Source organism: Paenibacillus sp. FSL H8-0332, from assembly GCF_037963835.1.
Taxonomy (GTDB): Bacteria; Bacillota; Bacilli; order Paenibacillales; family Paenibacillaceae; genus Paenibacillus_AQ; species Paenibacillus_AQ rhizoplanae.
Genome location: NZ_CP150145.1, coordinates 6,626,118 through 6,650,843 on the forward strand (window position 1 = coordinate 6,626,118; position 24,726 = coordinate 6,650,843).

Sequence of the window (24,726 nt, forward strand, 5' to 3'; positions counted from 1 at the left end):
CATTGACGCAGCGGAAAGCTTTCTTTAAAATTTAAACTAAAATGAACAGGTGAAGGAGCAACGTTATGGAGCCGCTAACTGATCCTTTTGGACGTATACATGATTACCTCCGTATCTCGGTTACAGACCGCTGCAACCTGCGCTGTATCTATTGTATGCCCGCAGAAGGAATGCAATTCCAGCCGCAGGACGAGATTATGAGTTATGAGGAAATTACCGCTGTGGTGGAGTCTCTTGCGCCGCTGGGCTTGCGGAAAGTCAGGCTGACCGGGGGAGAACCGCTGGTGCGCAAGGATCTGGAGAAGCTGGTCTCTATGATCGCCGTCATACCCGGCATCGATGATATATCATTGACTACGAATGGCCTGATGCTGCCAGCCAAAGCGGCTCTCCTGAAGCAGGCCGGGCTGTCCCGGGTGAACATCAGCCTGGATTCGCTGCGGCCGGAGCGCTTCTCGATGATTACCCGCGGCGGCGATGTCGCCAAGGTGTTGAAGGGAATTGAAGCCGCAGAAGCCGCTGGCCTGTCCCCGATCAAGCTGAATGTCGTGCTGATGAAAGGCATTAACGATGACGAGATCAAGAATTTCATCGCCTTGACCCTGAACAGCCCGCTGAATGTGCGCTTCATTGAATACATGCCGATTGGCAGCGCCAGCGATGCCTGGCGACAGACCTATCTGCCGCTTGAGACTGTGATAGAAGCCTGCAAGGAAGCTGGCTGGACCACCGAAGAGGCCGACATGCCCTCCGGGAATGGCCCTTCCCAGAACCGGCGTGTCACCGGCGCGAAGGGAACCTTCGGGCTGATCCACCCGGTCAGCGAGCATTTCTGCGACAATTGCAATCGGCTGCGCCTGACCGCCGACGGCAACATCAAAGCCTGCCTATACTGGCAGGACGAATATAATGTGCGCCCGCTGATCAGCGACCCTGCGGCGGTGCAGGCCCTGTTCCGCCAGGCGCTCGGCAACAAGCCGCATAACCACGAAATGGCGCTGGCCCTGGAGCACAAAGCCCAGAGTCACACGCCAACCGCCCGCCGCATGTCGCAGATTGGGGGGTAGGGCGCTGGTAGTTAAGGATGGGAGCTTGCTAGAATAATGTGAGCATTAGGCGTTAATCCTCACGAAGTGGACGAAGGGAAATAGCCTGCTGAACGTACCAATCTTTTAGAAAGAGGATACGTTTATGCTAGACTTGGCACAAACTTAAACAAAAAGATGGGCTACTGAATTGAAGGTTTTATCCTACCTTCAATCAGTAGCCCAAATATTATTATGCTAACAATTAAAGTTTCCAGCCTCCGCTATCCAGGTAGGTTTTCACGGTCTTAAAGTAAGGAATAAGGATGTTGTTCAAGTCACTAGCAGTTGCATCATAGTCAACTGAAAATAGATAGCCGTTCCCGTTGGTTGTCCAGCTGCTACAGCTTGGTTTACAGCTATTTCTATAGGTGTCATTAATCGTGCTGAAGCTTCAAATCGTTCTTCGAAGAAAGGCCTCTGGAATCCATTTACCCGTAGTCTCATCGTTAAGTATAACTGTTTTTTTACCTTCCGCTTTATTATAAAGCTTATCCTCCTTTTCAGCTGCTGCCAAAATATCCTTCTTCTGTTGATAGGTATACGTCAATTTGGTGAGTTTGTCTTCAGTTACAACACCAGTATTTTCTTTTTCCATTTCGGAAATGCTGGAGCAGTGGAAGAAGTTCATCATTGTTCCTCCAGCGTTTATTATTGTCTCTATTTTAAAAGTATAGGCTCTTAAGGTCACAGAGAAGAGAAAGTAATTTGCATTGACGAAATATTTATTTAAGACTAGTATAGGTAAATAAATCAAAATAATAGAATAATAAGGATATTTTAAATGATGGTAGAAACTTACGTTAGAATAGTTTTAGTTACATTAATATCTTTAGTTGTTGTATACTACACATATCTATTGGCACAAGCAAGGGCTATATTAAAACAAGCCCATAAGGATTCAACTGATGAAAGTGTGGAACGCATCGTACTTCTTAAGCAAAAGCTCGTTCCAACGGTATGTTATTTACTATGCATGGTTACCATCGGAGTGCTCTATCTCGTAGGAATTAATATCGGAGTCATGTTGTGTGTGCTCATAATCTTAAATGTTATTATTGCTTTCGTTGGCGACAAAAGGATTTTGTCAAAAGCAGAAATCAAGAAGAAATAAGTTCGGCTTTTTCGTGACGCATTCAGTGGCACAAAGCAAGACGAGACGGAAGTGTGGACTTTGATGTTACTCGCAAGATTGTAATTACAAATTCGCTCTTTACCATAACCAATTTTGGATGTGCGAAAAAAAGACTCTAGGCTATAAGCTGCTCCCGGTACCCAACCGGAGGTAGCTTATTTAACTTTCGTTACGTTCGATGCTTATTGTTAAAGTGGGAAAGTTCACATAAAGGCATCAAATATATTTCATTTTTTTTTGGAAATTAGTTATATTATTCTATCTTGGTCAAACGTACAACGGCCGAGATTCCAGAAGGATTCTCAGCCGTTGTACAAGGATTGTGTATGTGTATACTTCAGCACGACTTCGGAATATTGGAAATCGCAATTTCGAAATCGACGGATATCGTCCCCCGGATCACTTGTTGCTCACTGTCTAATTTGGCAGATAAGTCTACGCTTTGCATAATTACATCATCGCCTTTATACCGATTGCGGGACAGATAGTAAGTCGCCAGCTCGCTGCAGAATTGTGTGTAGTTTTTTTCATGAATGAATTTGTTGTGTTCACCAAAGATACTGTAAACCTTCCGGTAAGGAATGTAGTCCGCAAATCTCTGTATCACATGATCCACGTCCCACTTATACTGATTAGCCAATTGAACGATCTTAAACAGCGCCATGAATATTTCATTTTCGTGATTTGAGATGTATTCCACATATGTGTCAAGGACCTCAATCTGTCCATCCATTACGCGGTACAGGTACGTATTAGCCGTTCCCCATTCTATATATTGAGCCTTAATACGCCTTGCTTCTTCGTCATCTTCCCTTATCCAGCTATGATCCATATACTGAGGTAACGTGTCCAGTGCAGTTTTGTAATCCCCCATCTCTTCATAATTACAGGACCTCATAAGCTGAGCATGTAATATATAGGTATAAAGCGGCCTTTTATATAACTTATGATCTCTATGCCTACGGCATGATTCATCATGAAGGTCATAATGGAAGGAGGCCACTCGGAGCATTTCTTCTACAACCTCAGATACCTTATCCCATTCCTGAAGCGCGTGATAGATATCCGCCAACTGCTTCAGCGCATCCAGCTGATTAATTTCATCCAGCTTATCGACATAATTCTCCAGCAAAATAGCGGCGATTAAATTTTTCTGCGGATCATCGCCCAAATGAATTAGGAATAACCGATATTGACAGAGCGCCAAGCGTTCGGAATGCTGATATTTCTCGCTGGCTCCTACATTTTCATAGATTAATGCTGCGGCCTGCCAGTTCTTCTGTTCAAATAACTCCTCGGCAATCTCGAACAGCAGTGGTGCATACAGCAGATTATCCAGTAAATTCTGTGCCACCCGCTCAATACAATCCAGACGCGATAACGCTGCGCATTGCAGCAGAAAAGGCCGTAAACGCCGCCAAGTAGGTGTCGAATCATATAGACATTCATCCACATACTTACTATAAAAGTAGTCCTCCGACAGTCCCATCCCGCTTGTCACGCGAGTCAAATGATTCATCGCCAAGGCCTGCTGTCCCTTCATCACCCGGCTGAGTGTACCAGAATGAATTCCACTGGAAATTGCAAATTGATTAATAGACAGTTTATGTTTTGTAAGATACGCCGCTATCTCGTCTCGAATTTTGACTGTATGTACCACAGCATTTACCACCTTTTTTCATCCGAGATCGCAATCTCGAAATCCACGGATATCGTCCCCCGAATCACATGATGCTCGCTGTCTAATTTGGCGGATAAGTCTACTCCTTGCATAGACACCTCATCGCCTTTATACCGATTGCGGGACAGATAGTATGTCGCCAGTTCGCTGCAGAACTGCTTATGCTGATCACTCATCATCTGGTTGTTACGCTCTCCAAAAATACTTGAATATTTACGATGACGAATATACCCAGAAAACCTTTGAAGAACATGATCCACATTCCAATTGTAGCGATTGGCCGCCTGGACAATCCTAAATAATGCTATAAATATTTCATTCTCACGGGTCGAAATATATTCTACATATTCACCAAGCACCTCGAACTGTCCATCCATTAGACGGTTGAGATAAGTATTGGCTCTACCCCAATCCTGGTATTGGGCAATAATCCGCCTCACTTCTTCATTATCTTCCCGTATCCAGTTTCCATCCATATATAAAGGTATTATTTCTAGCGCAGCCTTGTGATCTCCGCACTCCTCGAGCACATACGCACGAAGAAGCTGGGCGTAAAGAACATAGGCGTACAGCGGCCTTTTGTGTACCTGTCCATTATTTGGCTTACGATTTGATTCTTTATGAAGATCATACAGATTTGCAGCGACCCTCAGAATTTCCTCTGCTAATTTACCTACCTTATCCCACTTCCGCAAGGACGAATAAGTGTGGGCCAACTGCTTCAACGCATCCAACTGATTGATTTCATCCAGCTTATCTACATAATTCTCAAATAATGAGGCTGCAATTAAATTTTGCTGCGGATCATCGCCCAAATTAATCAGGAAGAGCCGATATTGACAGAGCGCCAAACGTTCGGAATGCTGATATTTCTCGCTGGCTCCCACATTTTCATAGATTAATGCTGCGGCCTGCCAGTTCTTCTGCTCAAATAACTCCTCGGCAACCTCGAACAGCAGCGGTGCATACAGCAGATTATCCAGTAAATTCTGTGCCACCCGCTCAATACAATCCAGACGCGATAACGCTGCGCATTGCAGCAGGAACGGCCGCAGACGCCGCCAAGTCGGTGTCGAATCATATAGACATTCATCCACATACTTACTGTAAAAGTAGTCCTCCGGCAGCCCCATCCCGCTTGTCACGCGAATCAAATGATTCATCGCCAAGGCTTGCTGCCCTTTCATCACCCGGCTGAGTGTACCGGAATGGATTCCGCTGGCAATTGCAAACTGATTAATAGATAGTTTATGTTTTGTGAGATACGCTGCTATTTCATCCCTGATTTTGACTGTATGCTCCACAGCATTTACCACCTTTTTTATACACGTGTCCAATGGATTTTATATTTGAATTTGCAGTATTTTCTAGATCAATGCTTAAGCAGGCGGCATTGTCATCATCCGGTAGGCATTGTCGTAAGCATTGAGCAGTTCATCCAGTACTATGGATTGCTGCAAGACCACAGGATGATCAAAACCGCCATATTGACTATGTAATTTATAAAGCTTGCTTCTGGCTCGCTCAATACGAATTCTAACGATTGCTGGACTATGCATGGGAATCCCGCCTCCTTATGCAACATTATAGATTTTTATGTAAAATTACACAAAACAGGTCTCTTTGCATTGTCTACTATATTGGTTATAGATACAATAATTTCAAAACCATGGCGCAGCCAAACTAAACTGTCTACACGACAGGCTAGGTTCTGAATATATTCCCTTTAAAAATCAGCAAATAAAAAACGTTCCCGGAATAAACGGGAACGTTAGTTGAGGGGTCAGTTAACCACCAATACCATGTGAATTAGTTTGGATTAAAGACTGAATGCTGCTATTTTTTACAATTCCACTAGTTGAAATTGTAGACAAAATTACGACAGATAAGCTACATAGAACTAGAAGCTTGATAAATTGTTGTTTCATTTGGTTTGCACACCTCTCTGATTAAAAGTTTGTATCTTTCCATCTCTTCTCCACTGGCAGCATCCCTGTATTGTTCAAACAAATTGACACAAGTGATTACTACACTCTCGTTATTTATAATAGATGAAGATTCCAAACTTTCTAGTAAGAATTCTATCCCTCTGTTTCTCTTATTATGTAAATAATAGTTTGCCAATTCAGCGAGAAATCTGGCGTGTTTGTCTGCCATAATCTGTGAGTTGTATTGACCAAATTCTGATTTATAAGTTCGATATGGGATATAGGCAGAGAAGCGCTCCAGAATGTGATCAACATTCCAATTATACCAATTTGCACATCGGATAATATTGTACATCGCCGTAAATATCTCGTCAGTTTGTGCAGATATATATTCGACATACTCGTCTAGCACTTCTATTTGTCCGTCCAGCATGCGGTATAAATAAATATTCGCAGTACCCCATTCTCTAAACTGAACTAACGTCCGTCTCGCTTCTTCATCATCTTCCTTTATCCAGCTTCCGTCCATATAGCGCGGCACAAGTTCTATAGCAGATTTATAATCCCCGTATTCCATGCAAATACTAGAGAGAAAGAGATGAGCGCGCAAAATATAGAGATATAGTGGAGTTTTAGAAGTTTTAATGTTACCTCGATTAAGGTTTGACTGGAGCTGGAGATTATACCGTAGTGTAGCCAGTCCAAGCATCTTCTCTGCGAGTTCATCAACTTTAGGCCACTGCTGCAAGGAATAATAGACTTCCAACAAATCCTTCAACCCATCCAACTGATCCGCCTCATTCAGCCGCGGAACGTAACTCTCAAACAAAGTGGCCGCGCGCAGGTTCGTGCTCTGGTCATCACCCAGGGCAATCTGGAACAGGCGGTATTGGCAGGTGGCCAGACGTTCGGAATACTGGTATTTCTCACTGGCGCTTACATTCTCATAGAGCAGTGCAGCCGCCGGCCAGTGGCCCTGCTGGAACAAGCCTTCCGCAACTTCATACAACATGGGAACATAGGTCAGATTATCAAGCAGGTTCTCCACCAGACGCTCAATACAATCCGTTCGCCCCAGTTCCGCACACTTCACAATGAACGGGCGAAGCCGCCGCCAGGTCGGTGCCGAATAATAGAAACATTCCTCCACATACAAGCTGTAAAAAAAATCCTCACTGAGCCCCATTCCTGCAGTGATTAACTCCAGATGGCTCATGGCAATGGGCTGATGGCCATTAATAATCCGGCTCAGTGTCCCGGAATTAATACCGGAGCTTATGGCGAACTGATTAATGGACAGCCCATGCTGGGTTAAATAATCTGCAAGCTGGTCTCGAATCATGACTGCAGGCTTCAAAGCAACACCACCTCCCACATTCCATAATTTAGAACATTATGTTTATATCTGTATGGTAGAGGATGGGATTTCAACCGTCAATAGAATAGAGTCAAATAAAACAACTATAGCTCGAAAGTGTGAAGAAATAGAAACAGTTTGGCAACCTGCTTGCCGAACCATAGGAGGTGAAGTTATTGAATCAAATGGTTTAGTCGATTTTGGTGAACAAAAGATAAAGGCCAGGAACATTTCTGTAAGGAGGGATAGTTTATGAGAAAAATCGGCATCATTTCATTGATGATATTACTTGTTTTTATATATATTTTAGTCAGACCAAATCCTGAGATTGTTAGCGTCAGTCTTATTTCCGAAACAGCTGAAACTGCTTACACTGATAACGATAGCATTCGAATATTCAAAGATGCTATAAGAACTGTGAAAAAAGTACGCGGGGCTGTTGATGTGGGTCCACCAACGTATCGAATGAATGTTACTTACGCGGATACCGAAGTTGTGAAATTCAGCCTTTATTTAGATTTTGAGACCAAAAGTGGATTTTTGATTAAGGATAGTAATAGCGAAAAAATGTTGAAATTAAAAGATCGCAGTTCTAGAGAATTAACAGATCTATTGAGTAAAGTAAGTACAAACTAAAATAGTCAGTTAAATGAGGATTGCTTTAGCCATACAACAGCCACCACAACTGAACTCCCATGTAAACGGCGATTGCCCAGATCAGCAGGGCCGAAACGGTATTCAGCCCCTTCATGACCTTGCCGGACGCATCCATCCTGCCAAGCTGGCGGCCCGCTGCAGCAAGACCCAGGAACCAGAGCCAGGAGACGCCCACCGTCGCCGCCGCGAAGGTCCAGCGCACCGCCCCTTCGTATTGCAGCGAGCTGGTTCCGATCACGCCGACCGTATCCAGAAGGGCATGCGGGTTCAATAGAGATACTGACAGCGCATAGAGTATCTGTCCCTTCGGCGAGAGACGGCCCGACTCATCCTTTGCCGGAGCAGAGTGCCAGATTCTCCAGCCCATGAAGGTGAGAAACAAAATGCCCACACCATATATAACAGGCGTGACCCAGCGCAGCGATAAAATGACCAAGGAAACTCCACCGACTGCGGCAGCGATAAGCAGTGTGTCGCATACCGCTGCCGTCAGTGCGACAGGCAGTACACTGCGAAATTTGGGGTGTTGTGCCCCTTGATTAAAAACAAATATATTCTGCACGCCCAACGGCAGAATCAGCCCGAAGGCCAGGATCATTCCATGTAGAATGGCTTGCACCATTTCTTATCCCCCTTTGATCTTCCTTATGATGCTTCGCGATAAACAAACCTCTCAGGCTTCCTCCGGTTATAACCTACTGATCGTACCCTGCCATAGCGGCTGCCGTAACCATCCAAGTTCTTCGACACACACCAACCAAGAGGAATGAAAGGAGAGGAATCATGGTAGACTGGAAGAACGAAAGAGAGAGAAAGCAAGCAAGCAATGAGGGATTATGTTAGTCAACAGCGGCTGTGAAGGGGGACAATCGCTCGGTGGCCTGCGCAGTGAGCAATGTGTTCGGTTTTTCGCATACAATTGGCCCGATTGCCTGCGCAGAGCATAATGTATTCGGTTTTCCGCATACAATTGGTCCGATTACCTACGCAGTGGATAATGTGCTCGGTTTTCGCTTTTGTACAATAATTCGTCCGGAAGGGGCCTGCCCTTGACACATCCACAACGCTCCAACCATGCAGACTTAAACACGCCCAGCCCATCCGTACATACGGAGGCTTCCCGGCCCGCAGCTCCTGGAGCGCTGCAAGCTGGTGCTGGCTCCGACCTACCGGAGAACTGGAAGCCGGACCCGGCTTCTCCGCTGCCGCTGCATGGTCAGATCTCCGGCTACTTCCTGACCAAGATCAGCACCGGGGCCTGGCCTCCCGGTATGCGGCTGGCCCCGCAGCGGGTGCTGTGCCGCAAGCTCGGAGTGAATCGCAGCACGGTGGTTACAGCGTTGGGCCAGCTGACCGCCTTGGGCCTGATTGAAGGCAGACGCGGCGGCGGAACTATAGTTACAGGTATGCGGCAGCCTATCGGCCATACAGATACGGCAGACGCAGCAGCTCCGGCCGGAACGGAGCGTTCAGCCCACGGTAACTGGAACGACTATGTGGAGGAGGGGATTCACTATCCCAACCTGCCCACCGTACAGGACATTAACCGGCTCGAATACGAGCCGGGCCTGATCCGCCTTGGCACGGGTGAGCCAGCGCCTGAGCTGCTGCCCGGAGCCGCGATGAACGAGGTGCTGGCCGGACTCGCGCAGCGCGTTCTTCCTCCGCTCTCCTATGAAGAGCCGCTCGGTAGTCCGGTGCTGCGGGCGGCGGTCAGCCGGTTACTGGCCCGGAGCGGCATTACCGCTGGCCCGGACTCCATTCTGATTACCTCCGGCGCCCTTCAGGGGCTTCAGCTCATTGCCCTCGGGCTGCTGCCGCGCGGCTCGTCTATTCTGCTGGAGAAGCCGTCTTATCTGTATTCGATTCATGCCTTTCAGTCTGCGGGGGTGAAATTCAGCGGCCTGCCTATGGATGAGCGTGGTCTGATCCCGGACCGTCTTGCAGCCGAGGCGGTCCGCAGTAAGGCCGCGATGCTCTACAGTATCCCTTCTTTTCATAACCCTACAGGGATCTTGATGGACGCCGAGCGCCGCCGGGAGCTGATGCAGGTCACAGGCAGACTCGGGCTGCCCATTCTGGAGGATGGGGCCTACCAGGAATTATGGCTGGACACACCGCCTCCACCACCGCTGAAGGCGCTGGATCAGGAGGGACGGGTCCTGCATCTGGGCACCCTGTCCAAGGCAGCCAGCCCCGGCCTGCGCATCGGCTGGATTGCCGGACCGGAGCCGGTCGTCCGGCGGCTGGCCGACATCAAGATGCAGAGCGATTATGGCGCAAGCTCCCTGTCCCAGCTGGCGGCCGCAAGCTGGCTTACGGGCGGCTATCATGAGGAGCATCTGCATGTGCTGCGCGGCAGACTACGCGCGCGCCGCGACCACATGCTTGAGCTGCTGCAGCTCCATTGCACCGGACTGGCAACCTGGAATGTGCCAGCAGGAGGCTTCTATATCTGGCTTTCTCTCCACCAGGCTGTTCCTCCGCGCAAGCTGTTCAGTGCAGCGCTAAGTGCCGGACTGCTGCTTAATACAGGCGATCTGTATGACCGCAGCGACGGGAGGCATCTCAGACTGTCCTACGCTTATGCCTCTGCGGCAGAACTGGAGCGCAGCATTCCCCTGCTGGCTGAGCTGATCCGGCGGGGACTGTGATTGGAGGCAGCACAAATAGCCCCGAACCCCTGACAACATCATCTGTGTGTCATGGTTCGGGGCTATACTGTTCGGACGCCTGGCCGTTGAAAGCTCGGACTGGATTACCGGGTGGATCATTCACATCAACGGCGAATTCATCCGCTCTGCTGCGGCAGACGCACGACGAATGCCGTCCCCTCTCCGGGACGGCTCGTTACGTGTACGCTGCCTTCGTGGAGCTCCACGATCTTCTTCACGAGCGGGAGTCCCAGCCCGCTTCCGCTGCCGCTGTTGACGCTTCTGGACTTATCCGCCTTATAGAACCGTTCGAAGATCCGCTCCAGCTCCTCTTCGGTCATGCCGATCCCGCTGTCCCTGACCTCCACCTCCACCCACTCCCCCATGCTGCGCACAGTGACGATAATCCGTCCGCCCTGCGGGGTGAACTTAATGCTGTTATGCAGCAGGTTGGTCCATACCTGGCTCAGCAGATCCTGTACCGCAGTTACGGTGGTCTCCTGAAGCTCAGCCTCTACCTCAATCTCCTTGCCGAGCCACTGCGGCTCTGCGGCCAGGATCATCACCTGCACTTGCTTATCCAGCCTATAAGGCTTCCGCTCGAACGGGAAGCTCTCCGCCTCCAGCACGGACAGCTTCAGCAGATTGTCGCTCAGGCCGGACAGACGGCGGCTCTCCGCTTCAATAATATCCAGGTAATGCTTGCGGATATCCGGACTGAGGTTCTCCTCTTGCAGCGCGGCAGCGAACCCGCGGATCGAGGTCAGCGGGGACTGGATCTCATGGGATACGCTTGCGATGAAGTCCTGCCGCATCAACTCCATCCGGCTCAGCTCACTCGCCATTTCGTTGATCCCTTCCACAATCCCTCCGAACTGCCGGTATTGGCCGCTGTTCTCCAGTTCAACCTTGAAATCGCCTTGGGAGATCTGCCGCATAGCCGTAAGGATCGGCCTATAGAAGTTCTGATCCTTTCCGCGTGTAGCGTAGGCAATAGTGGCCCCGCAGACGAAAAAGATGATAATCTGCATAGCCATAACAAACAGGTGATACCCGTATTCAGAGAAGGACCAGCCGAAATGACGGACCAGCAGTCTTGATCCGAAATAGCTCCCGTTCCAGGAGATATAGAGCATAATCAGCATTCCGGCGATAGGTCCGGCGATATCCATTTTATCCCATATCTTCATGATTCTACGCTTCATGCCTATCCCTCCAGCCGGTAGCCAAGCCCCCGGATCGTACGAATGGAGAATCCGAATCTCTCCTGCGGAAAACGCTCGCGCAGACGGCCCACATGTACATCCAGCGTCCGCTCATTGCCTTCGTAATCGTAGCCCCAGATCTCCTCAATGAGCCGGTCACGGGTCAGCGTCTGCCCCCGGTAACTGGCCAGCTTGAAAAGCAGCTCGAATTCCTTCAGTGGCAGCGTGAACTCGCCATGCTCGGAAAGCACTTCATAGGTTGCGCGGTTCATCCGCAGATTGCCAACGGTAACACTCTGGGCAGCCGAAATCTGGTAACGCTTCAGCAGCGCCTTGACCCTGGCGATCAGCACCGGCGGCTCGAACGGCTTGACCAGATAGTCGTCTGTGCCCAGCTCGAAGCCTTTGACAATCTGCGAGGTCTCCCCCTTGGCCGTCAGCATCAGTATCGGAAAATCGTACTGCCCCCGCAGCTCCCGGCACAGCTCCCAGCCGTCCATATTCGGCATCATAATATCAATGATCGCCATATCCGCCGCAGTCTCTTCGAGCAGCTGCAGCGCCTCCAGTCCGTCAGAAGCGCTCAGCACCTCTGCCATCCCTTCAGCTCTCAGGAACACTCCCACCAATTCGCGGATGTGCGGATCGTCGTCCACTACCAGTATTTTGACCATAGTCTGTAGAACCCTCCTCTATCCCTTGGCTCAGAAGCTCAGGTGTGTTCAGCTGCAGCTGCTGCTCGGCGAATTCACGGTACAGCTCATGGTCCCTCAGCAGCTCCTCATGCGTGCCCTTGCCGGTAATCCGGCCCTTCTCCATAAAAATAATCTGGTCCGCGTTCACCACCGTAGCTAATCTATGGGCGATTACAATCGTGGTCCGGCCCTGCATCAGATTGCCCAGCGCCTTCTGCACCACGGCCTCCGACTGGCTGTCGAGGCTTGAGGTAGCCTCATCCAGCATGAGGATCTTCGGATCGCGCAGCAGCGCTCTGGCGATGGCAATCCGCTGCCGCTGTCCGCCGGACAGCTTCACCCCGCGTTCACCGACATCTGTGTTGTAGCCGTCCGGGAGCTCCTCAATGAAGCCGTCAGCGTAGGCCATGGCCGCAGCCCGCTTCAGCTCCTCCTTGCTGACCTCGCGTTCCAGTCCGTATCCGAGATTCTCGGCAATGGTACCGGCCAGCAGCGGACTTTCCTGTGAGACATAACCGATCTGCTTCCGCCAGGATTTCAGGGAGAACACGGGCGCCGGTTTGCCATCCAGCCGGATGACTCCGCTCTGCGGCTCATAGAACCGTTCCAGCAGTGAGAACAGGGTTGTTTTACCGCCGCCGCTCGGGCCGACTATGGCAGTCACCTGCCCAGGCTGCATAGTGAAGCTTACCTTGCTGAGCACCTTCTCTCCTGTCTTGTATCCGAAGCTGAGGTCTTCCACAGCGATTGGCCCCTCTGTGCCTTCAGCCTCTTCCACGCCTTCATACACCTCTTCCTCTGCTTCAAGGGTCTCAATAATCCGCTCGGAGGCACCCTTGGCCTTCTGGAGCTGGGTGAAGAATTGCGTCAGCTGCGTCAGCGGCATAATAATCTGAATCAGATACAGAATAAAGGCGACCAGTTCACCGGCGGTGAGCGCCCCTGAGGATACCAGCATCCCGCCATAACCGATAATGACCACCAGCAGCATCATGAAGACGAAGGAGATCAGCGGGCTGATCAGGGCGCTGATCTTGCCCTCACGAATCCCGAAGCCCAGCAGATTCATAATCCCTTGCCGTCCAGCTTCATACTCCTTCTGCTCCGCTCCCGAGGATTTCACCAGCCGGATCTCGGACAATACGCCGCTGAGCACAGCGGTGAAGGAGGCCGTCTCATCCTGCGTTCCCTTGGAGATTTTGTACATCTGCCGTCCCAGCGGCACCAGAATGAGCGCCGACAGCGGGAGCACCGTGAACAGCACCAGCGTCATTTTCCAGTTCAGATAGAACAGCACCAGGACAGAACCGACAATGGAGATGAGGCCGGTGAACAGACTGGCCAGATGCTCCGAGATCAGTGTCTTGAGAATTCCTGTATCATTAGTCATCCGGCTGACGCTCTCGCCTGTCCGGTTCTCATTGTAGTAGGATACGGGCAGCACCAGGAATTTGCGCCACAGCCTGTCACGCAGACCCGCCACGACTCTTTGCCCGACGGCATTCAAAAGGTAGATCGAGACTCCGCCGGCAACGGTCTGCGCAATGAACGCTCCGGCGATGCCGGCAATCTGCAGCTTGCTGACAGAAGCCAGCGAGAAGCCGTCCACCAGATTCTTCGTGAACATGGGAATCACCAGACCGACTAGGGTCGAAATCACGCTGAGGCCAAGGGCCAGCGCCAGCAGCAGATAGGATGGTTTGGTTTCGTGCAGCAGCTTCAGGAACGGCTTCATGGCCGCCCCCTGCTTCTGCGGTGCTTGCTTGTTCTTCATAAGGAATCCCCTTTTCCGGCAGATAGGTGTATGGAGCAGTGGGGCCCCGCTTCCGCCTTAGAACCCAGAATAACTGGCCTTTGTAAACTGAAGTTAAACAGATATTTTGCCATTGATTTGTAATTCCCCATAAAAGTTGGTTTGTATCCCTTTTCAACAAATGTTACAGTGATATCAGCGGCATAATAAGGCGGACACAGCAAGAATGCAAGGCATCCTAGCGGGAAAGGAGTGCAAAGTTTGCGGGAGAATCTCGGTAAGCAGCTGTCTTTCACCTCTCTGAAATGGTTCAACTTCTTCGTATATGGAACGGTTGTCCTCTTCACCAGCTTCTTTCCCTTATATCTGCAGGATGTGGGGATGAATAAGCTGGAGATCGGGAGCCTGATGTCTGTAGGCGCACTGGTATCCATTATTGCCAACCCCTTCTGGGGCATCTGGAGTGACCGGTATCAGAATATCCGGCGGATTGTCCTCGTCATGCTGACGGGAACGCTCGTCTTATCCCAGCTTGTCTTTCAGGCCAATACATATGAAATGATCTACATATCCATCCTGTTCTTCTATTTCTTCCAGGGGCCGCTGTTCGCCCAGAGCAACACGATGATTCTCAGCTATATTGACGGAACCAGCCGCAGTTTTGGCTCTTTCCGGCTGTGGGGGTCGCTCGGGTGGGCACTCACTGCCATACTTGCCGGACCTGTGATTGAATGGGCCGGCATCTCTGTGCTGTCTTATCTGTTTGCGTCACTGCTCTGTGCGGCGATGATTGCACTGATCACTCTGCCGAAGCTGGACCATTCGATCGGAATCGCCCCCTTGCCCTTCAAAGGAATGCGTCAGATCTTCTATAATCCGTTCTTCCTGTGCTTCATCGTATTCGGCATCCTGGTCTCGATCCCGAATACAATGAATAACACCTTTGTGTCACTGTACATCACAGAGCTGGGCGGAAGCAAGACCATGATCGGTCTCGCTGTGTTCCTGTCCTCCATTCTGGAGATGGGTGTGCTGCTCCTGTGCAATTACGTTCTCCGGCGCAAAGTCTCAGTCCTGCTGGCCTCGCTCACGTTGGTCAGCGCGCTGTTTTTCCTGCGGTGGTGGCTGATGGCCGATGCAACGACCCCGCTGCAAGTCGCACTTATTCAGGTGCTGCACTCCATTACCTTCGGCGGCTTCTTCTATGTCGGAACCCAGTTGACCATGCTGCTGGTGCCAAGGCCCTACCGTTCGTCGGGACAGGCTCTCTACACGCTCACCTGGAGCGGAATGTCCGGCATTCTCGGCGGAGTCTTCGGCGGCTGGATGTATCAGACCCTTGGCGCGCAGACGATGTATCAATCCGGTGCGCTCCTGGCCCTGTTCGGGGCCATCGGCTTCGGAATCATGTGGCTCACCGTCATTCGCGGCGGCTACCACCCTCCGGCTGATCCCGAGGATGAGCTGGCAGAAGACTAGGAATGCGCAATACAGCAAACAGGCTTGGCCTCCCGGCGGGAGACCAAGCCTGTTGCCTTATATGGAGCTCTTCTAGCCTTTCTTGGGCTGGAAGGAGCTTTTGAGGGATACAATCAGATTGAACACCAGATGCTCCGGCGACGAATACTTGCTGTCTACGTTGAAGTACCCGTGACGGAAGAACTGGAACTTATCCTGAGCCACACTATCCTTCAGCCCAGGCTCCACGAAGCCCTGCAGGATCTCGATGGACTTCGGGTTCAGCTGATCCAGGAAGGTTGGCTCCGGCTTGTCAGCGGAAGCTTCCAGACCTTCTACTTCGGCATCCGTCTCCGCCTCTTCAGCAGAGATCAGCGGCTCATAAAGACGGAATTCCGCCGGTACAGCCTGTCCAGCATCTACCCAATGCAGCGTTCCCTTAACCTTGCGGCCGGTGAACCCGCTGCCGCTCTTCGTCTCAGGATCATAGGTGCAGTGCAGCTCCACCACTTCGCCGTTCTCGTCCTTGATGAAGTCGTTGCACTTGATGAAATAAGCATTCTTGAGGCGCACTTCATTGCCGGGGAACAAGCGGAAATACTTATTCGGCGGAACCTCCATGAAGTCATCGCGTTCAATATAGATCTCACGGGAGAACGGAATCTGGCGGTTGCCCATCTCCGGGTTCTCCACATTGTTCTCAATTTCGAAGTATTCGGTCTCGCCTTCGGGATAATTCGTAATAACTACCTTAAGCGGCCGCAGCACAGACATTGTCCGGGGAACCGTCAGCTTGAGATCTTCACGGATGAAGTGCTCCAGCATCTGCAGGTCCACGAGCCCCTGGCTCTTAGAGATACCGGTCTCATGCACGAAGCTGCGGATGGCCTCCGGCGTATAACCGCGGCGGCGCAGCCCGGAGATGGTCGGCATGCGGGGATCATCCCAGCCGTCCACATGGCCTTCATCGACCAGCAGCTTCAGCTTGCGCTTGCTCGTAACGGTCTGGGCCAGATTAAGGCGTCCGAATTCATATTGATGCGGCGCAGCCTCCATGTCACATTCCGCGACAACCCAGTCATAGAACGGGCGCTGGTCCTCGAACTCCAGGGAACAGAGGGAATGGGTGACATGCTCAATGGCATCCTCCAGCGGATGTGCGAAGGTATACATCGGATAAATGCACCATGCGTCGCCCGTATTGTGGTGATGAGTGTGGGAGATCCGGTAAATGACCGGGTCACGCAGATTGATGTTAGGAGAGGACATGTCAATTTTGGCGCGCAGAACCTTCTCGCCGTCCTTGAATTCTCCCGCCTTCATGCGGTGGAACAGATCAAGGTTCTCTTCTGCCCCCCGTTCGCGGTAAGGGCTGTTCTTCCCCGGCTCCGTCAGCGTTCCCCGGAATTCACGGATCTGCTCGGCGCTGAGATCATCGACGTAGGCCTTGCCCTTCTTGATCAGCAGTTCGGCCCGCGCATACATCTCCCCGAAATAATCCGAGGCAAACCGCAGCTCCTCCCATTCATACCCGAGCCATTTCACATCCTCCTGGATGGAGTTGACGTATTCGGTATCTTCCTTGAGAGGATTCGTGTCATCGAATCTCAGATGGGTCTTGCCGCCGAACTCATCCGCCAGTGTGAAGTTAATCCAGATCGCCTTGGCATGTCCGATATGTAAATAACCGTTCGGCTCCGGCGGAAAGCGGGTGACGACTTCCTTAACCTTACCCGAGCGGAGATCTTCGGTAATGACGTTCTTAATGAAATTGGAGGGTGTACCCTGGTTCTCCACATTGATCAACCTTTCATTCTGTAATATAACTACTTCCTTGTATGAACATGTTTCCTACTAATATACCCGTTAAGCAGGGAATGTTCAATAAAAGTTAAGCAGCCGCCGCAGCCTTTGACTTCTCTCCCGGCGATGGAGTAGCATGATAAATATAGGAATATGGAGACAAGGGGGATGCTTATGCAACCGGTAAAACTGCCTAAAGAGCAGCGGGAAATAATTACGGAGAATATCCGTGCCTACTTCGAGGCGGAGCGCGGGGAAACGATCGGCCACCTGGCCGCAGACAATCTATTGGAGTTCTTCCTGAAGGAGCTGGGACCGGCGATCTATAACGGGGCGCTTAGCGACTGCCGCACGCTTACCCTCCAGCGCATGCAGGCACTAGAGGATGATATCTACGCCCTGGAGTGGCAGAAGCGTTAGTTCAGCGAGGCTTATATCTCACAACGCATAGGGGGCAGCCGCATGTTTAATTATGTTATAGATGAAGAGCTGAAGCTGAAGCTGCTCATGCCGGAGCATGCCCGTCAGATGTTCGCCCTGGTGGAACGCTCCCGCCACCGGCTCAGGCAGTGGTTGCCTTGGGTGGATGGCGTAGCCGAACAAGCGCATCTTACCACGTTCATCAAGAACTCCGTGAAGCAGGGCATTGATAACGGCGGCTTCACCGCCGGACTGTGGGTCCGGGAGGAATTGGCCGGAATTATCGGCTATCACGAGATTGACTGGCATAACCGCTCGGTCGGCATCGGCTACTGGCTGGGCGAAGGCTATGAGGGACAAGGCTATATGACCAGTGCCTGCCGCGTCTTTGTCGATTATGCCCTGCTGGAGCTGGAGCTCAACCGCATCGAGATCCGCTGTGCCACAGGCAACATGGCCAGCAGAGCGATCCCCGAACGGCTGGGATTCATCTTCGAAGGGGTCATCCGCCAGGCCGAGAAGCTGCCTGCCGGTTATGTGAACCACGCAGTGTACGGCCTGCTGCGCAGCGAATGGAAGCTGCTGGGCTGACCCCGGAGGGGCCTTGCCGTAGGAGCGGAAACGGACAAGTTCCGGGGTGCTGGCGTGCTGGTTTCTTCTAGTGTTCGAGTCTACCCGTGACCGATTTTAGTTGGATTTTGTCCACTTGCTGATGAACGAATGCCCTCTGCTACTACAGTAGTTGGAGAAACAGCACTTAAATAATCACATTTCATCTCATGTGGTGGAAACGGGCGATATTAGATGTTGTTTTTCCACTTGCTGCCCTATGATTAGCGGAAATCGACGAATTAAGAAGCATTTATCCACTTGCTTATTGCAGAAGCCAGCCGGGAGCCAGGATTCATAGACACTTCTGCTCCTCATGCCCGCCTCCCGCCCACCTTGAGCGGGTTCAGCAGCTTGCCAGGCGGGATACTCCTTAACAACAAGAACCCCTGGAGCTCTCGAACCTGCTCCGGGGTTCTTTGGGGTGATCCCTTCCTTGTCCTGGGCTCTTTGGCCGGCTCTTGGTCGGCCCTTGGGCTGTTCTTGGTCTATCCTACCACTGTCCCTGGTCTACCCTTGGGCCGTACTTGATCTGTTCTCGGTCTACCCTCGGGCTGTCCTTGGTCTGCCCACAGCACGCCCTTGATCTACCCTCGCGCTCTCCTTGGTCTGCCCCTGCTCGTCCTCGGACTGCCCGTAGCCGTTCTACTTCTCCGCAGCCTCCAGCCAGCCCCGGAACCGCTCCCGGAGGCCAGCCGCAAGGCTATCCAGTCCGGCCAGCTCCGCGAGTCCGGTATGATCCTTGCGCCCGTGCTCCATCGAGTACAGGACCTGTCTCACCGGGATACGGCCTGCTCCGCTCTCCAGCTTCACGATCAGGTCCCCGGCTGCAAGGCTGCCCTCGCGCAGCACGCGGAGGTAGAAGCCACTGTAACCGGTGGACAGCACCTGGGCCGGCATATCCGCCGGTCCATGCTTCTGCGTGAGCTTGAAGCAAGGGAAGCGCGGCTGGCTGACCTCCAGCAGTGCTGTACCGATCTCAAAAATATCCCCGATACATACCTCGGTCTCCAGCAGTCCGCGCGCCGTGATATTCTCGCCGAAGGCGGAATACTCCAGCTTCCGGCCAAGCCGCTCCTCCCAGTGGGCATAATGCTCCACCGGATAGACGCAGACCGCCTTGTCGGGCCCTCCGTGGTTGACCAGATCCGCTTGCCCGTCCCCGGTGAACCCTCCAGCCCGAAGCGCAAGCGGCCCCGCTACCGGCAGCTTGTAGATTCCGGTGTCCAGCGGCTTACCACGGTATTCCACCGTCTTCGGCTTGCCTACATTCAGTGAGACGACTTGCATCTTCAGCTCAGTCTCCATCCCCTTCTCCTCCCGTCAGCCAGCAGCTCATAAATACTTCATCTACATAACGTCCACCCAGATAGAATTCCTCCCGCAGCCGCCCCTCTTCCTCGAATCCGCATTTACGGTAGAACTGGAGCGCCGGTGTATTGCAGGAGAGCACACGCAGCCGCAGCTTGCGGATGCCATGCCCCGCAGCATGGCGCTTGATCTCAGCGATCAACTGGCTGCCTACACCCAGCCGCTGAAAGCGCGGGTGCACAGCGATATTCACCTCGCATACATGGCGGTTGCTCTCCATCCCGCTGGGACAGCCGAAGCCGACATAACCGCATAGCTCCCCGTCCTGCAAGGCTACAAGCTGGGAGCCGGGCGGCGCATGCAGCAGATAGTCCTCCCGCGAGCGCCACATCAGCGGACCCGGGGTTGTATTCTCCGTCCAGATCATATTATCCAGCACGATCAGCTCACGGGCATCCCTGATTTCGGAAGGCCGGATAAGCAGCGCAGCATCTCTGTTAATTGGTTGCATTATTATACACCCCTTGCCTTACTAAGCAGATAGTTAAAGGATTAGTTGCAGCGTGAACGATTATGCAGTCCTGCGCTCAGGCTGTACAGCTGAACGGTTCACATAGGCGTGGACCGCGAAGAATCCTACAGACAGCACGGCCATGCCGCAAGCGAGCCAGCCCGTTGGCGCAAGACCGCCCCTGTCGAACTGAACGCCCATCAGATAAGGCCCGATGACACGGCCGATTGCGCCAATCCCGCCGCTAAGCCCGAGATAGAACGGCGCGCTGCGCTGGGTATGCTCCGAGATGAAGGATGGCATCGCCGGAGAGATCAGCATCTCCCCAAGGGTAGCCAGCACCATACCCAGCAGCATCCCCGGATAGCTTGGCATAAACAGAATTACAGCATACCCGCCCAGGTAAAAGACGGCGCTTGCTGTCATCTGCGCGGTTGAAGTCTGCGCGAACCAGCGTTTGATCAGGCTGACCAGCGGCTGCGCCGCGAAGATCAGCACACCGTTCAGCGTCCAGAGGAAGCCGTATAGCTGCTTCGACCAGCCTTCCGAGATAATGAACGGCGAGACTCCGCTATTCCAGATCGAATTGCCGATCAGCAGGAACAGCGAGCCCACCGCCATGAACAGATAGATCCGTATATGGCCGAGGAGTCTCCAGCCCGACACTTCATTCTGCGGTTGCTTTTTCGATAATGTGCTATGAGCCGGTGCCGCCCCTACCTTGCGCAGATAGACGAAGAAGAAGCAGGCGAACACCGCCGAGGTGACCCCGTTCAGCACAAAGCTCAGCATATAATTACCCAGGAAGCCGCTCAGCGCGGTTCCCAGAGCTACCCCTATATTATTGGCAACATAGATGATATTGAACAACTCCGCGCGCTGCTCCGCGAACCGGAAGCCGATAAACGCCTGAATGGCCGGGAGGGACAGGGAGTTGAACAATCCCATCATACCCATCACGATAATGAATATGCTCCAGCTTCCGCTCGCCCACGGGAGGGCAAACAGCGTCAGGGCATTCATGGCCAGAGCGCCGACAATCAGGCGGTTGACCCCTACCTTATGGTACAACGAACCGCCCAGCAGCTGTCCGGCAATCCCGCCGAGCGACTGCACCAGCAGAACGATTCCCGCGTCCTTCATACTGCGCCCCAGTTCATCGAATACATACATTGTAACCAGCGGCCACATCAGTGCACTGCCGGTAGCATTAATAAGACTGGCAATCAAAAATACTTTAATTTCCTTCGGATAGGCCTGCATGAATCTCATAACTTGTCTGTCATCCCCTGTAACATAGCTGTCATTAATCCATCCAGTATCATCCCAAAACAGGAGGCAGGGCAAGCATTTGCGTTAATGCTTTATCGCGGGAAACCAGGAAATTATCTAGTTGACAATCAATCCCGTCTTCCCGCCGCCAGCGATATTTATATTCTATAACCCGCTCTTTCACACGTAAACAAAAATACCTTACCGGCACTGATTCGTTCCCCGGAACCCGGGGTAATGATCCATATGAAACACTCCCTATTTTATTCACCGTGAGATCCGATTTCGTTCCCCCGAATCGGATTGCACGGTGAATTTTGTTTTGTCCGGAGGATAATTCTGCTGTACTTAACACAAAAACACCCCCTGTCTCTACGAATCCCTTGAAGCAGGGAGCCGAGAAGCAGGAAGTGCTTTGACCAAGCTATGTTACAGTCCGGCGATTCACACCGGGTCAGGTTCGATATTGATTAAGCATGTTTCTTCAAGCCCGCAGCAGGGATGCCCGTGGCCGAGTTCACAGCACCCGGCTCCTTGCGCAGATAAGCCATCCAGTACGCCGCAGCCACGAAGATCGCGCCGCCCGTCAGATTGCCCAGCCAGACCGGAACGAAGTTGGCCACATACTGGCTCCAGGTGAAATGTCCTTCGAAGATCGCAGCAGGGATAAGGAACATGTTAGCTACAACGTGCTGGAAGCCGATGGCCACAAACGCCATGGTCGGGAACCAGATACCGAGGATTTTGCCGCTGAAATTATCTGCCCCGTACGACAGCCATACCGCCAGCGCTACGAGCCAGTTACAGCCGATCCCGGAGATAAAAGCCTGCAGGAACGTAGCATCGATCTTATGCTCCGCCATACTTACCAGCTTCTCCAGATACACACCATCTGATGTAAGGCCAACGATGTGACCGAAGAAATAAGCGACGAACAAGGCGCCTGCCAGGTTGCTGAGTGTAATCAGCACCAGGTTCTTAATGACTTCCCAGAAGGAAATCTTCTTCGCAATAAAAGCCAGCGGCACAGCCATCATATTCCCTGTCAGCAGCTCCCCGCCCGCAAGCAGCACCAGGATCAGTCCGACCGGGAACACCGCAGCCCCGATGAAGTTGGCAATTGATCCCCACTCGGCAGGAGCACCTGCAATGACACGAATATCCAGCAAAAATCCGAGCGCGATAAACGCTCCTCCCAGAAAACCAAGAATGAGTACAGTGCTGAGCGGATTATGTGCCTTCTTAACTCCGTTCTCTACCGTCACTTCAGCGATTCCCTGCGGTTTGTTATAAGCCATGATTCCTATCCCCTTCTAATATTACTTAAAATTTGTTCCTTTATGCCATTGTAACGTGATCACAATCACATTAACGTGATAAAAGTCACTATCCGAAAACCCAAGTGAAAGTTTTCACTGACATGTCAAATTTACCATAAAAGCCTGCGGCACGGAATGTTTTTTTCATTCCCGGCTACCCTTGCACAAAAAAAGAGCCCTAAGCGGGCTCCGGCAAAATGTTAGCTTTTATACATGTACAGGTTCTTTGACTGCAGCCAGTTTCGGCAGAGCCTGGAGGCCTGCGGTGTTCAAGAAGTTCCAAGGCTTGTTGTAATGCGGCTGGAAGAAGAAGTCGATGAAGGCCAGCTGGTCAACGGTCATCTTATTCTGGATGCAGACCGATACAGTATTGATCGACTGCGTCAGATCCATCTTGGACATAATCTGCGCGCCCAGAATGCGGCGGGTGGCACGGTCAAAGACCACTTTTACCTGAACCTGCTCGAAGGTTGGCATGAACTCCGGACGGTAGTTGTCAATCAGCATCACACTTTCCGTATTCATTCCCTCGGCTGCGGCAGCCTCTTCCGTCAGTCCGGTTCCGGCAATATTGTCCTCATAGATCTTGATGCCCGACGTTCCTTGCGTCCCCATGTAAGGGATCGTGTTCGAGACCAGATTGCGGGCGACCAGGGTTCCCATACGCACTGCGTTGGTGGCCAGCGGGATATATGCGTGTTTACCAGTTGGATTGTAATGAATCGCGCAGCTGTCACCGGCAGCATAGACATCCGGCAGGCTGGTCTGCATATAATCGTTGACCATAATCGCGCCGTTCGGCAGCATATCCACTTGACCCTTCAGCAGCTCGGTATTCGGACGGAAGCCAATGCAGAGAATGACCAGATCCGTCTCATGTTCACCCTTGCTCGTAATCACCTTGGTCACTCTGCCGTTCTCCCCTGCGAAGGAGGCGACCTTCTCGCCCAGCGCCAGCTTAATGCCGTGATCCTCAAGCGACTGCTGGATCGGTGCGGTGAACTCTTCATCAAGATATTTGCTCAGGATGCGGTCTTCCCCATCAATCAGCGTAACTTCCTTGCCATTCATCTGAAAAGCTTCCACCAGCTCAACCCCGATATATCCGGCACCGACCACAGTGATTCTGTTCACCTTCTGCGCTTCTTCGATAATGGTGTTGGAGTGATTGTAATTCTTCGAGAGCAGGATGCCCTCCATGTCTATTCCTTCGAGCTTAGGCACAATCGGCCATGAGCCTGTAGTCATAATCAATTTGTCAAAAGTATCTTCCATTTCCTCGCCGGTCACGAGGTTGCGGGCTTTCAGGGTTTTGCGGGCGGTGTCCACGTTGATTACCTCATGGCGCATCTTCGTCTGCACTCCCAGCGCGGCCAGCTGTTCCGGGGAGGAATAGAATAGTCCCTGCGGGTCCTTGACCACACCGCCAACGTATAAGGCAATGCCGCAAGACAGGAATGAGATATTATCGTTGCGCTCATACACCGTAATCTGTGCATCCGGGTATAACTGTGCGGTATTTACAATGGCGGCCGTTCCGGCGTGGGTACATCCAATGACTGCTACTTTCATGATTTCTTCCTCCTCCAAGTTGAAAAGCTTATTTAGTAGGGCTTGTGTTTACGTTTGGTTACGTTTGTGATTGTTTTCACTTTATACACTGATTATATTGTGATATTTGTCACATTACAAGCACTTTTGTGATTTTTCTCACAATGTTCACAATTTCAAATTTTAATAACTTTGGAGTTTCACCGCATCATCCACTCCATTTGTGCTGCCGCTGCACTCTTCAACCTTGGCTTAGTTTCCCCCGGAGGAGGGGCATTATGTCTGCCAGGAGCAGGAAACAGCAGGAGGAAACCTGGCCTAC

24 protein-coding genes are annotated in these 24,726 nt (G+C 51.7%); 8 read left to right on the forward strand and 16 right to left on the reverse strand.

The window, feature by feature from the left end; genetic code table 11:
* The first annotated feature begins 65 nt into the window (after positions 1–65).
* Positions 66–1,067 (forward strand): GTP 3',8-cyclase MoaA, encoded by a 1,002-nt coding sequence (gene moaA, locus NST43_RS28835; protein ID WP_339220794.1) that lies wholly within the window; start codon positions 66–68, stop codon positions 1,065–1,067.
* A gap of 412 nt (positions 1,068–1,479) precedes the next feature.
* Here moaA and NST43_RS28840 read toward each other — a convergent pair whose 3' ends face one another.
* A complete protein-coding gene (locus tag NST43_RS28840; protein ID WP_339220795.1) occupies positions 1,480–1,683 on the reverse strand; it encodes a hypothetical protein in 204 nt (67 codons plus the stop codon).
* A 186-nt stretch (positions 1,684–1,869) separates the two neighbouring features.
* Here NST43_RS28840 and NST43_RS28845 point away from each other — a divergent pair, with 186 nt between their 5' ends.
* A complete protein-coding gene (locus NST43_RS28845; RefSeq protein ID WP_209989094.1) occupies positions 1,870–2,199 on the forward strand; it encodes a hypothetical protein in 330 nt (109 codons plus the stop codon).
* Between the two features lie 358 nt (positions 2,200–2,557).
* Here NST43_RS28845 and NST43_RS28850 read toward each other — a convergent pair whose 3' ends face one another.
* The 4 genes from NST43_RS28850 to NST43_RS28865 form a co-directional block, all read right to left on the reverse strand.
* Positions 2,558–3,880 carry a helix-turn-helix transcriptional regulator gene (locus NST43_RS28850; protein ID WP_209989101.1) on the reverse strand — a complete coding sequence of 441 codons (1,323 nt, stop codon included), beginning with the start codon at positions 3,878–3,880 and terminating at the stop codon, positions 2,558–2,560.
* A 5-nt stretch (positions 3,881–3,885) separates the two neighbouring features.
* Entirely contained in the window at positions 3,886–5,205 is a 1,320-nt protein-coding gene (locus tag NST43_RS28855; protein ID WP_339220797.1) for a helix-turn-helix transcriptional regulator, read from the reverse strand.
* A gap of 75 nt (positions 5,206–5,280) precedes the next feature.
* The gene (locus NST43_RS28860; RefSeq protein WP_209989105.1) at positions 5,281–5,460 is read right to left on the reverse strand and encodes a Spo0E family sporulation regulatory protein-aspartic acid phosphatase; all 180 of its coding nucleotides are present in this window, start codon (positions 5,458–5,460) and stop codon (positions 5,281–5,283) included.
* Between the two features lie 331 nt (positions 5,461–5,791).
* Positions 5,792–7,186, reverse strand: coding sequence for a helix-turn-helix transcriptional regulator (locus NST43_RS28865; protein WP_339220799.1), 1,395 nt, complete (start codon positions 7,184–7,186; stop codon positions 5,792–5,794).
* Here NST43_RS28865 and NST43_RS28870 point away from each other — a divergent pair.
* Complete coding sequence (locus tag NST43_RS28870; protein ID WP_209989108.1) at positions 7,170–7,442, forward strand: hypothetical protein; 273 nt, start codon at positions 7,170–7,172, stop codon at positions 7,440–7,442. The two genes, NST43_RS28865 and NST43_RS28870, sit on opposite strands and share 17 nt — an antisense overlap.
* Complete coding sequence (locus NST43_RS28875; protein WP_209989110.1) at positions 7,439–7,822, forward strand: hypothetical protein; 384 nt, start codon at positions 7,439–7,441, stop codon at positions 7,820–7,822. Before NST43_RS28870 ends, NST43_RS28875 begins: the two co-directional genes overlap by 4 nt.
* Before the next feature lie 25 nt (positions 7,823–7,847).
* On the opposite strand, the gene NST43_RS28880 is transcribed toward NST43_RS28875, so the two are convergent.
* On the reverse strand, positions 7,848–8,465 hold the full coding sequence (locus NST43_RS28880) for a LysE/ArgO family amino acid transporter (RefSeq protein WP_339220801.1): 618 nt from the start codon (positions 8,463–8,465) through the stop codon (positions 7,848–7,850).
* A gap of 427 nt (positions 8,466–8,892) precedes the next feature.
* Here NST43_RS28880 and NST43_RS28885 point away from each other — a divergent pair, with 427 nt between their 5' ends.
* Complete coding sequence (locus tag NST43_RS28885; RefSeq protein ID WP_339220802.1) at positions 8,893–10,497, forward strand: PLP-dependent aminotransferase family protein; 1,605 nt, start codon at positions 8,893–8,895, stop codon at positions 10,495–10,497.
* A 137-nt stretch (positions 10,498–10,634) separates the two neighbouring features.
* Here the strand turns inward: NST43_RS28885 and NST43_RS28890 are convergent, their stop codons facing one another.
* Genes NST43_RS28890 through NST43_RS28900 form a run of 3 tightly spaced genes read right to left on the reverse strand, consistent with a single transcriptional unit; the run spans position 10,635 to position 14,171 of the window.
* On the reverse strand, positions 10,635–11,702 hold the full coding sequence (locus NST43_RS28890; RefSeq protein WP_339220803.1) for a HAMP domain-containing sensor histidine kinase: 1,068 nt from the start codon (positions 11,700–11,702) through the stop codon (positions 10,635–10,637).
* Positions 11,703–11,704: 2 nt separating this feature from the next.
* Entirely contained in the window at positions 11,705–12,376 is a 672-nt protein-coding gene (locus tag NST43_RS28895) for a response regulator transcription factor (RefSeq protein ID WP_209989119.1), read from the reverse strand.
* Positions 12,306–14,171, reverse strand: a complete 1,866-nt coding sequence (locus NST43_RS28900; RefSeq protein ID WP_339220804.1) for an ABC transporter ATP-binding protein — start codon at positions 14,169–14,171, stop codon at positions 12,306–12,308. Before NST43_RS28900 ends, NST43_RS28895 begins: the two co-directional genes overlap by 71 nt.
* 240 nt (positions 14,172–14,411) lie before the next feature.
* Here NST43_RS28900 and NST43_RS28905 point away from each other — a divergent pair, with 240 nt between their 5' ends.
* Complete coding sequence (locus NST43_RS28905; RefSeq protein WP_209989123.1) at positions 14,412–15,629, forward strand: MFS transporter; 1,218 nt, start codon at positions 14,412–14,414, stop codon at positions 15,627–15,629.
* Between the two features lie 72 nt (positions 15,630–15,701).
* Here the strand turns inward: NST43_RS28905 and NST43_RS28910 are convergent, their stop codons facing one another.
* Entirely contained in the window at positions 15,702–17,405 is a 1,704-nt protein-coding gene (locus NST43_RS28910) for a glutamine--tRNA ligase/YqeY domain fusion protein (protein WP_339225554.1), read from the reverse strand.
* 180 nt (positions 17,406–17,585) lie between these two features.
* On the opposite strand from NST43_RS28910, the gene NST43_RS28915 reads away from it, so the two are divergent.
* Together NST43_RS28915 and NST43_RS28920 are read left to right on the forward strand one after the other, a co-directional pair.
* Positions 17,586–17,831 (forward strand): DUF2164 family protein, encoded by a 246-nt coding sequence (locus tag NST43_RS28915; protein ID WP_209989126.1) that lies wholly within the window; start codon positions 17,586–17,588, stop codon positions 17,829–17,831.
* 42 nt (positions 17,832–17,873) lie between these two features.
* On the forward strand, positions 17,874–18,422 hold the full coding sequence (locus tag NST43_RS28920; protein WP_209989130.1) for a GNAT family protein: 549 nt from the start codon (positions 17,874–17,876) through the stop codon (positions 18,420–18,422).
* Positions 18,423–19,085: 663 nt separating this feature from the next.
* On the opposite strand, the gene NST43_RS28925 is transcribed toward NST43_RS28920, so the two are convergent.
* The 6 genes from NST43_RS28925 to NST43_RS28950 all read right to left on the reverse strand — a co-directional run bounded on the left by NST43_RS28925 (position 19,086) and on the right by NST43_RS28950 (position 24,425).
* The gene (locus NST43_RS28925; RefSeq protein ID WP_339220805.1) at positions 19,086–19,748 is read right to left on the reverse strand and encodes an MOSC domain-containing protein; all 663 of its coding nucleotides are present in this window, start codon (positions 19,746–19,748) and stop codon (positions 19,086–19,088) included.
* Complete coding sequence (locus tag NST43_RS28930; RefSeq protein ID WP_209989133.1) at positions 19,738–20,262, reverse strand: GNAT family N-acetyltransferase; 525 nt, start codon at positions 20,260–20,262, stop codon at positions 19,738–19,740. The genes NST43_RS28925 and NST43_RS28930 overlap by 11 nt, the downstream gene beginning before the upstream one ends.
* Before the next feature lie 60 nt (positions 20,263–20,322).
* A complete protein-coding gene (locus NST43_RS28935; protein WP_339220806.1) occupies positions 20,323–21,534 on the reverse strand; it encodes an MFS transporter in 1,212 nt (403 codons plus the stop codon).
* A 49-nt stretch (positions 21,535–21,583) separates the two neighbouring features.
* Positions 21,584–21,889, reverse strand: a complete 306-nt coding sequence (locus NST43_RS28940) for a hypothetical protein (RefSeq protein ID WP_339220807.1) — start codon at positions 21,887–21,889, stop codon at positions 21,584–21,586.
* Between the two features lie 115 nt (positions 21,890–22,004).
* Entirely contained in the window at positions 22,005–22,832 is an 828-nt protein-coding gene (locus NST43_RS28945; RefSeq protein WP_339220808.1) for a formate/nitrite transporter family protein, read from the reverse strand.
* Positions 22,833–23,060: 228 nt separating this feature from the next.
* The gene (locus tag NST43_RS28950) at positions 23,061–24,425 is read right to left on the reverse strand and encodes an FAD-dependent oxidoreductase (protein ID WP_339220809.1); all 1,365 of its coding nucleotides are present in this window, start codon (positions 24,423–24,425) and stop codon (positions 23,061–23,063) included.
* Positions 24,426–24,726: the final 301 nt, after the last annotated feature.

What these genes read in the sequence shown, in the direction of transcription:
- NST43_RS28930 (WP_209989133.1), bottom strand. Translation starts at nt 20,262, where the DNA reads ATGCAACCAATTAACAGAGATGCTGCGCTGCTTATCCGGCCTTCCGAA.
- NST43_RS28935 (WP_339220806.1), bottom strand. Translation starts at nt 21,534, where the DNA reads ATGAGATTCATGCAGGCCTATCCGAAGGAAATTAAAGTATTTTTGATT.
- moaA (WP_339220794.1), top strand. Translation starts at nt 66, where the DNA reads ATGGAGCCGCTAACTGATCCTTTTGGACGTATACATGATTACCTCCGT.
- NST43_RS28840 (WP_339220795.1), bottom strand. Translation starts at nt 1,683, where the DNA reads ATGGAAAAAGAAAATACTGGTGTTGTAACTGAAGACAAACTCACCAAA.
- NST43_RS28880 (WP_339220801.1), bottom strand. Translation starts at nt 8,465, where the DNA reads ATGGTGCAAGCCATTCTACATGGAATGATCCTGGCCTTCGGGCTGATT.
- NST43_RS28890 (WP_339220803.1), bottom strand. Translation starts at nt 11,702, where the DNA reads ATGAAGCGTAGAATCATGAAGATATGGGATAAAATGGATATCGCCGGA.
- NST43_RS28950 (WP_339220809.1), bottom strand. Translation starts at nt 24,425, where the DNA reads ATGAAAGTAGCAGTCATTGGATGTACCCACGCCGGAACGGCCGCCATT.
- NST43_RS28895 (WP_209989119.1), bottom strand. Translation starts at nt 12,376, where the DNA reads ATGGTCAAAATACTGGTAGTGGACGACGATCCGCACATCCGCGAATTG.
- NST43_RS28860 (WP_209989105.1), bottom strand. Translation starts at nt 5,460, where the DNA reads ATGCATAGTCCAGCAATCGTTAGAATTCGTATTGAGCGAGCCAGAAGC.
- NST43_RS28920 (WP_209989130.1), top strand. Translation starts at nt 17,874, where the DNA reads ATGTTTAATTATGTTATAGATGAAGAGCTGAAGCTGAAGCTGCTCATG.
- NST43_RS28875 (WP_209989110.1), top strand. Translation starts at nt 7,439, where the DNA reads ATGAGAAAAATCGGCATCATTTCATTGATGATATTACTTGTTTTTATA.
- NST43_RS28870 (WP_209989108.1), top strand. Translation starts at nt 7,170, where the DNA reads ATGACTGCAGGCTTCAAAGCAACACCACCTCCCACATTCCATAATTTA.
- NST43_RS28915 (WP_209989126.1), top strand. Translation starts at nt 17,586, where the DNA reads ATGCAACCGGTAAAACTGCCTAAAGAGCAGCGGGAAATAATTACGGAG.
- NST43_RS28925 (WP_339220805.1), bottom strand. Translation starts at nt 19,748, where the DNA reads ATGGAGACTGAGCTGAAGATGCAAGTCGTCTCACTGAATGTAGGCAAG.
- NST43_RS28845 (WP_209989094.1), top strand. Translation starts at nt 1,870, where the DNA reads ATGATGGTAGAAACTTACGTTAGAATAGTTTTAGTTACATTAATATCT.
- NST43_RS28945 (WP_339220808.1), bottom strand. Translation starts at nt 22,832, where the DNA reads ATGGCTTATAACAAACCGCAGGGAATCGCTGAAGTGACGGTAGAGAAC.
- NST43_RS28900 (WP_339220804.1), bottom strand. Translation starts at nt 14,171, where the DNA reads ATGAAGAACAAGCAAGCACCGCAGAAGCAGGGGGCGGCCATGAAGCCG.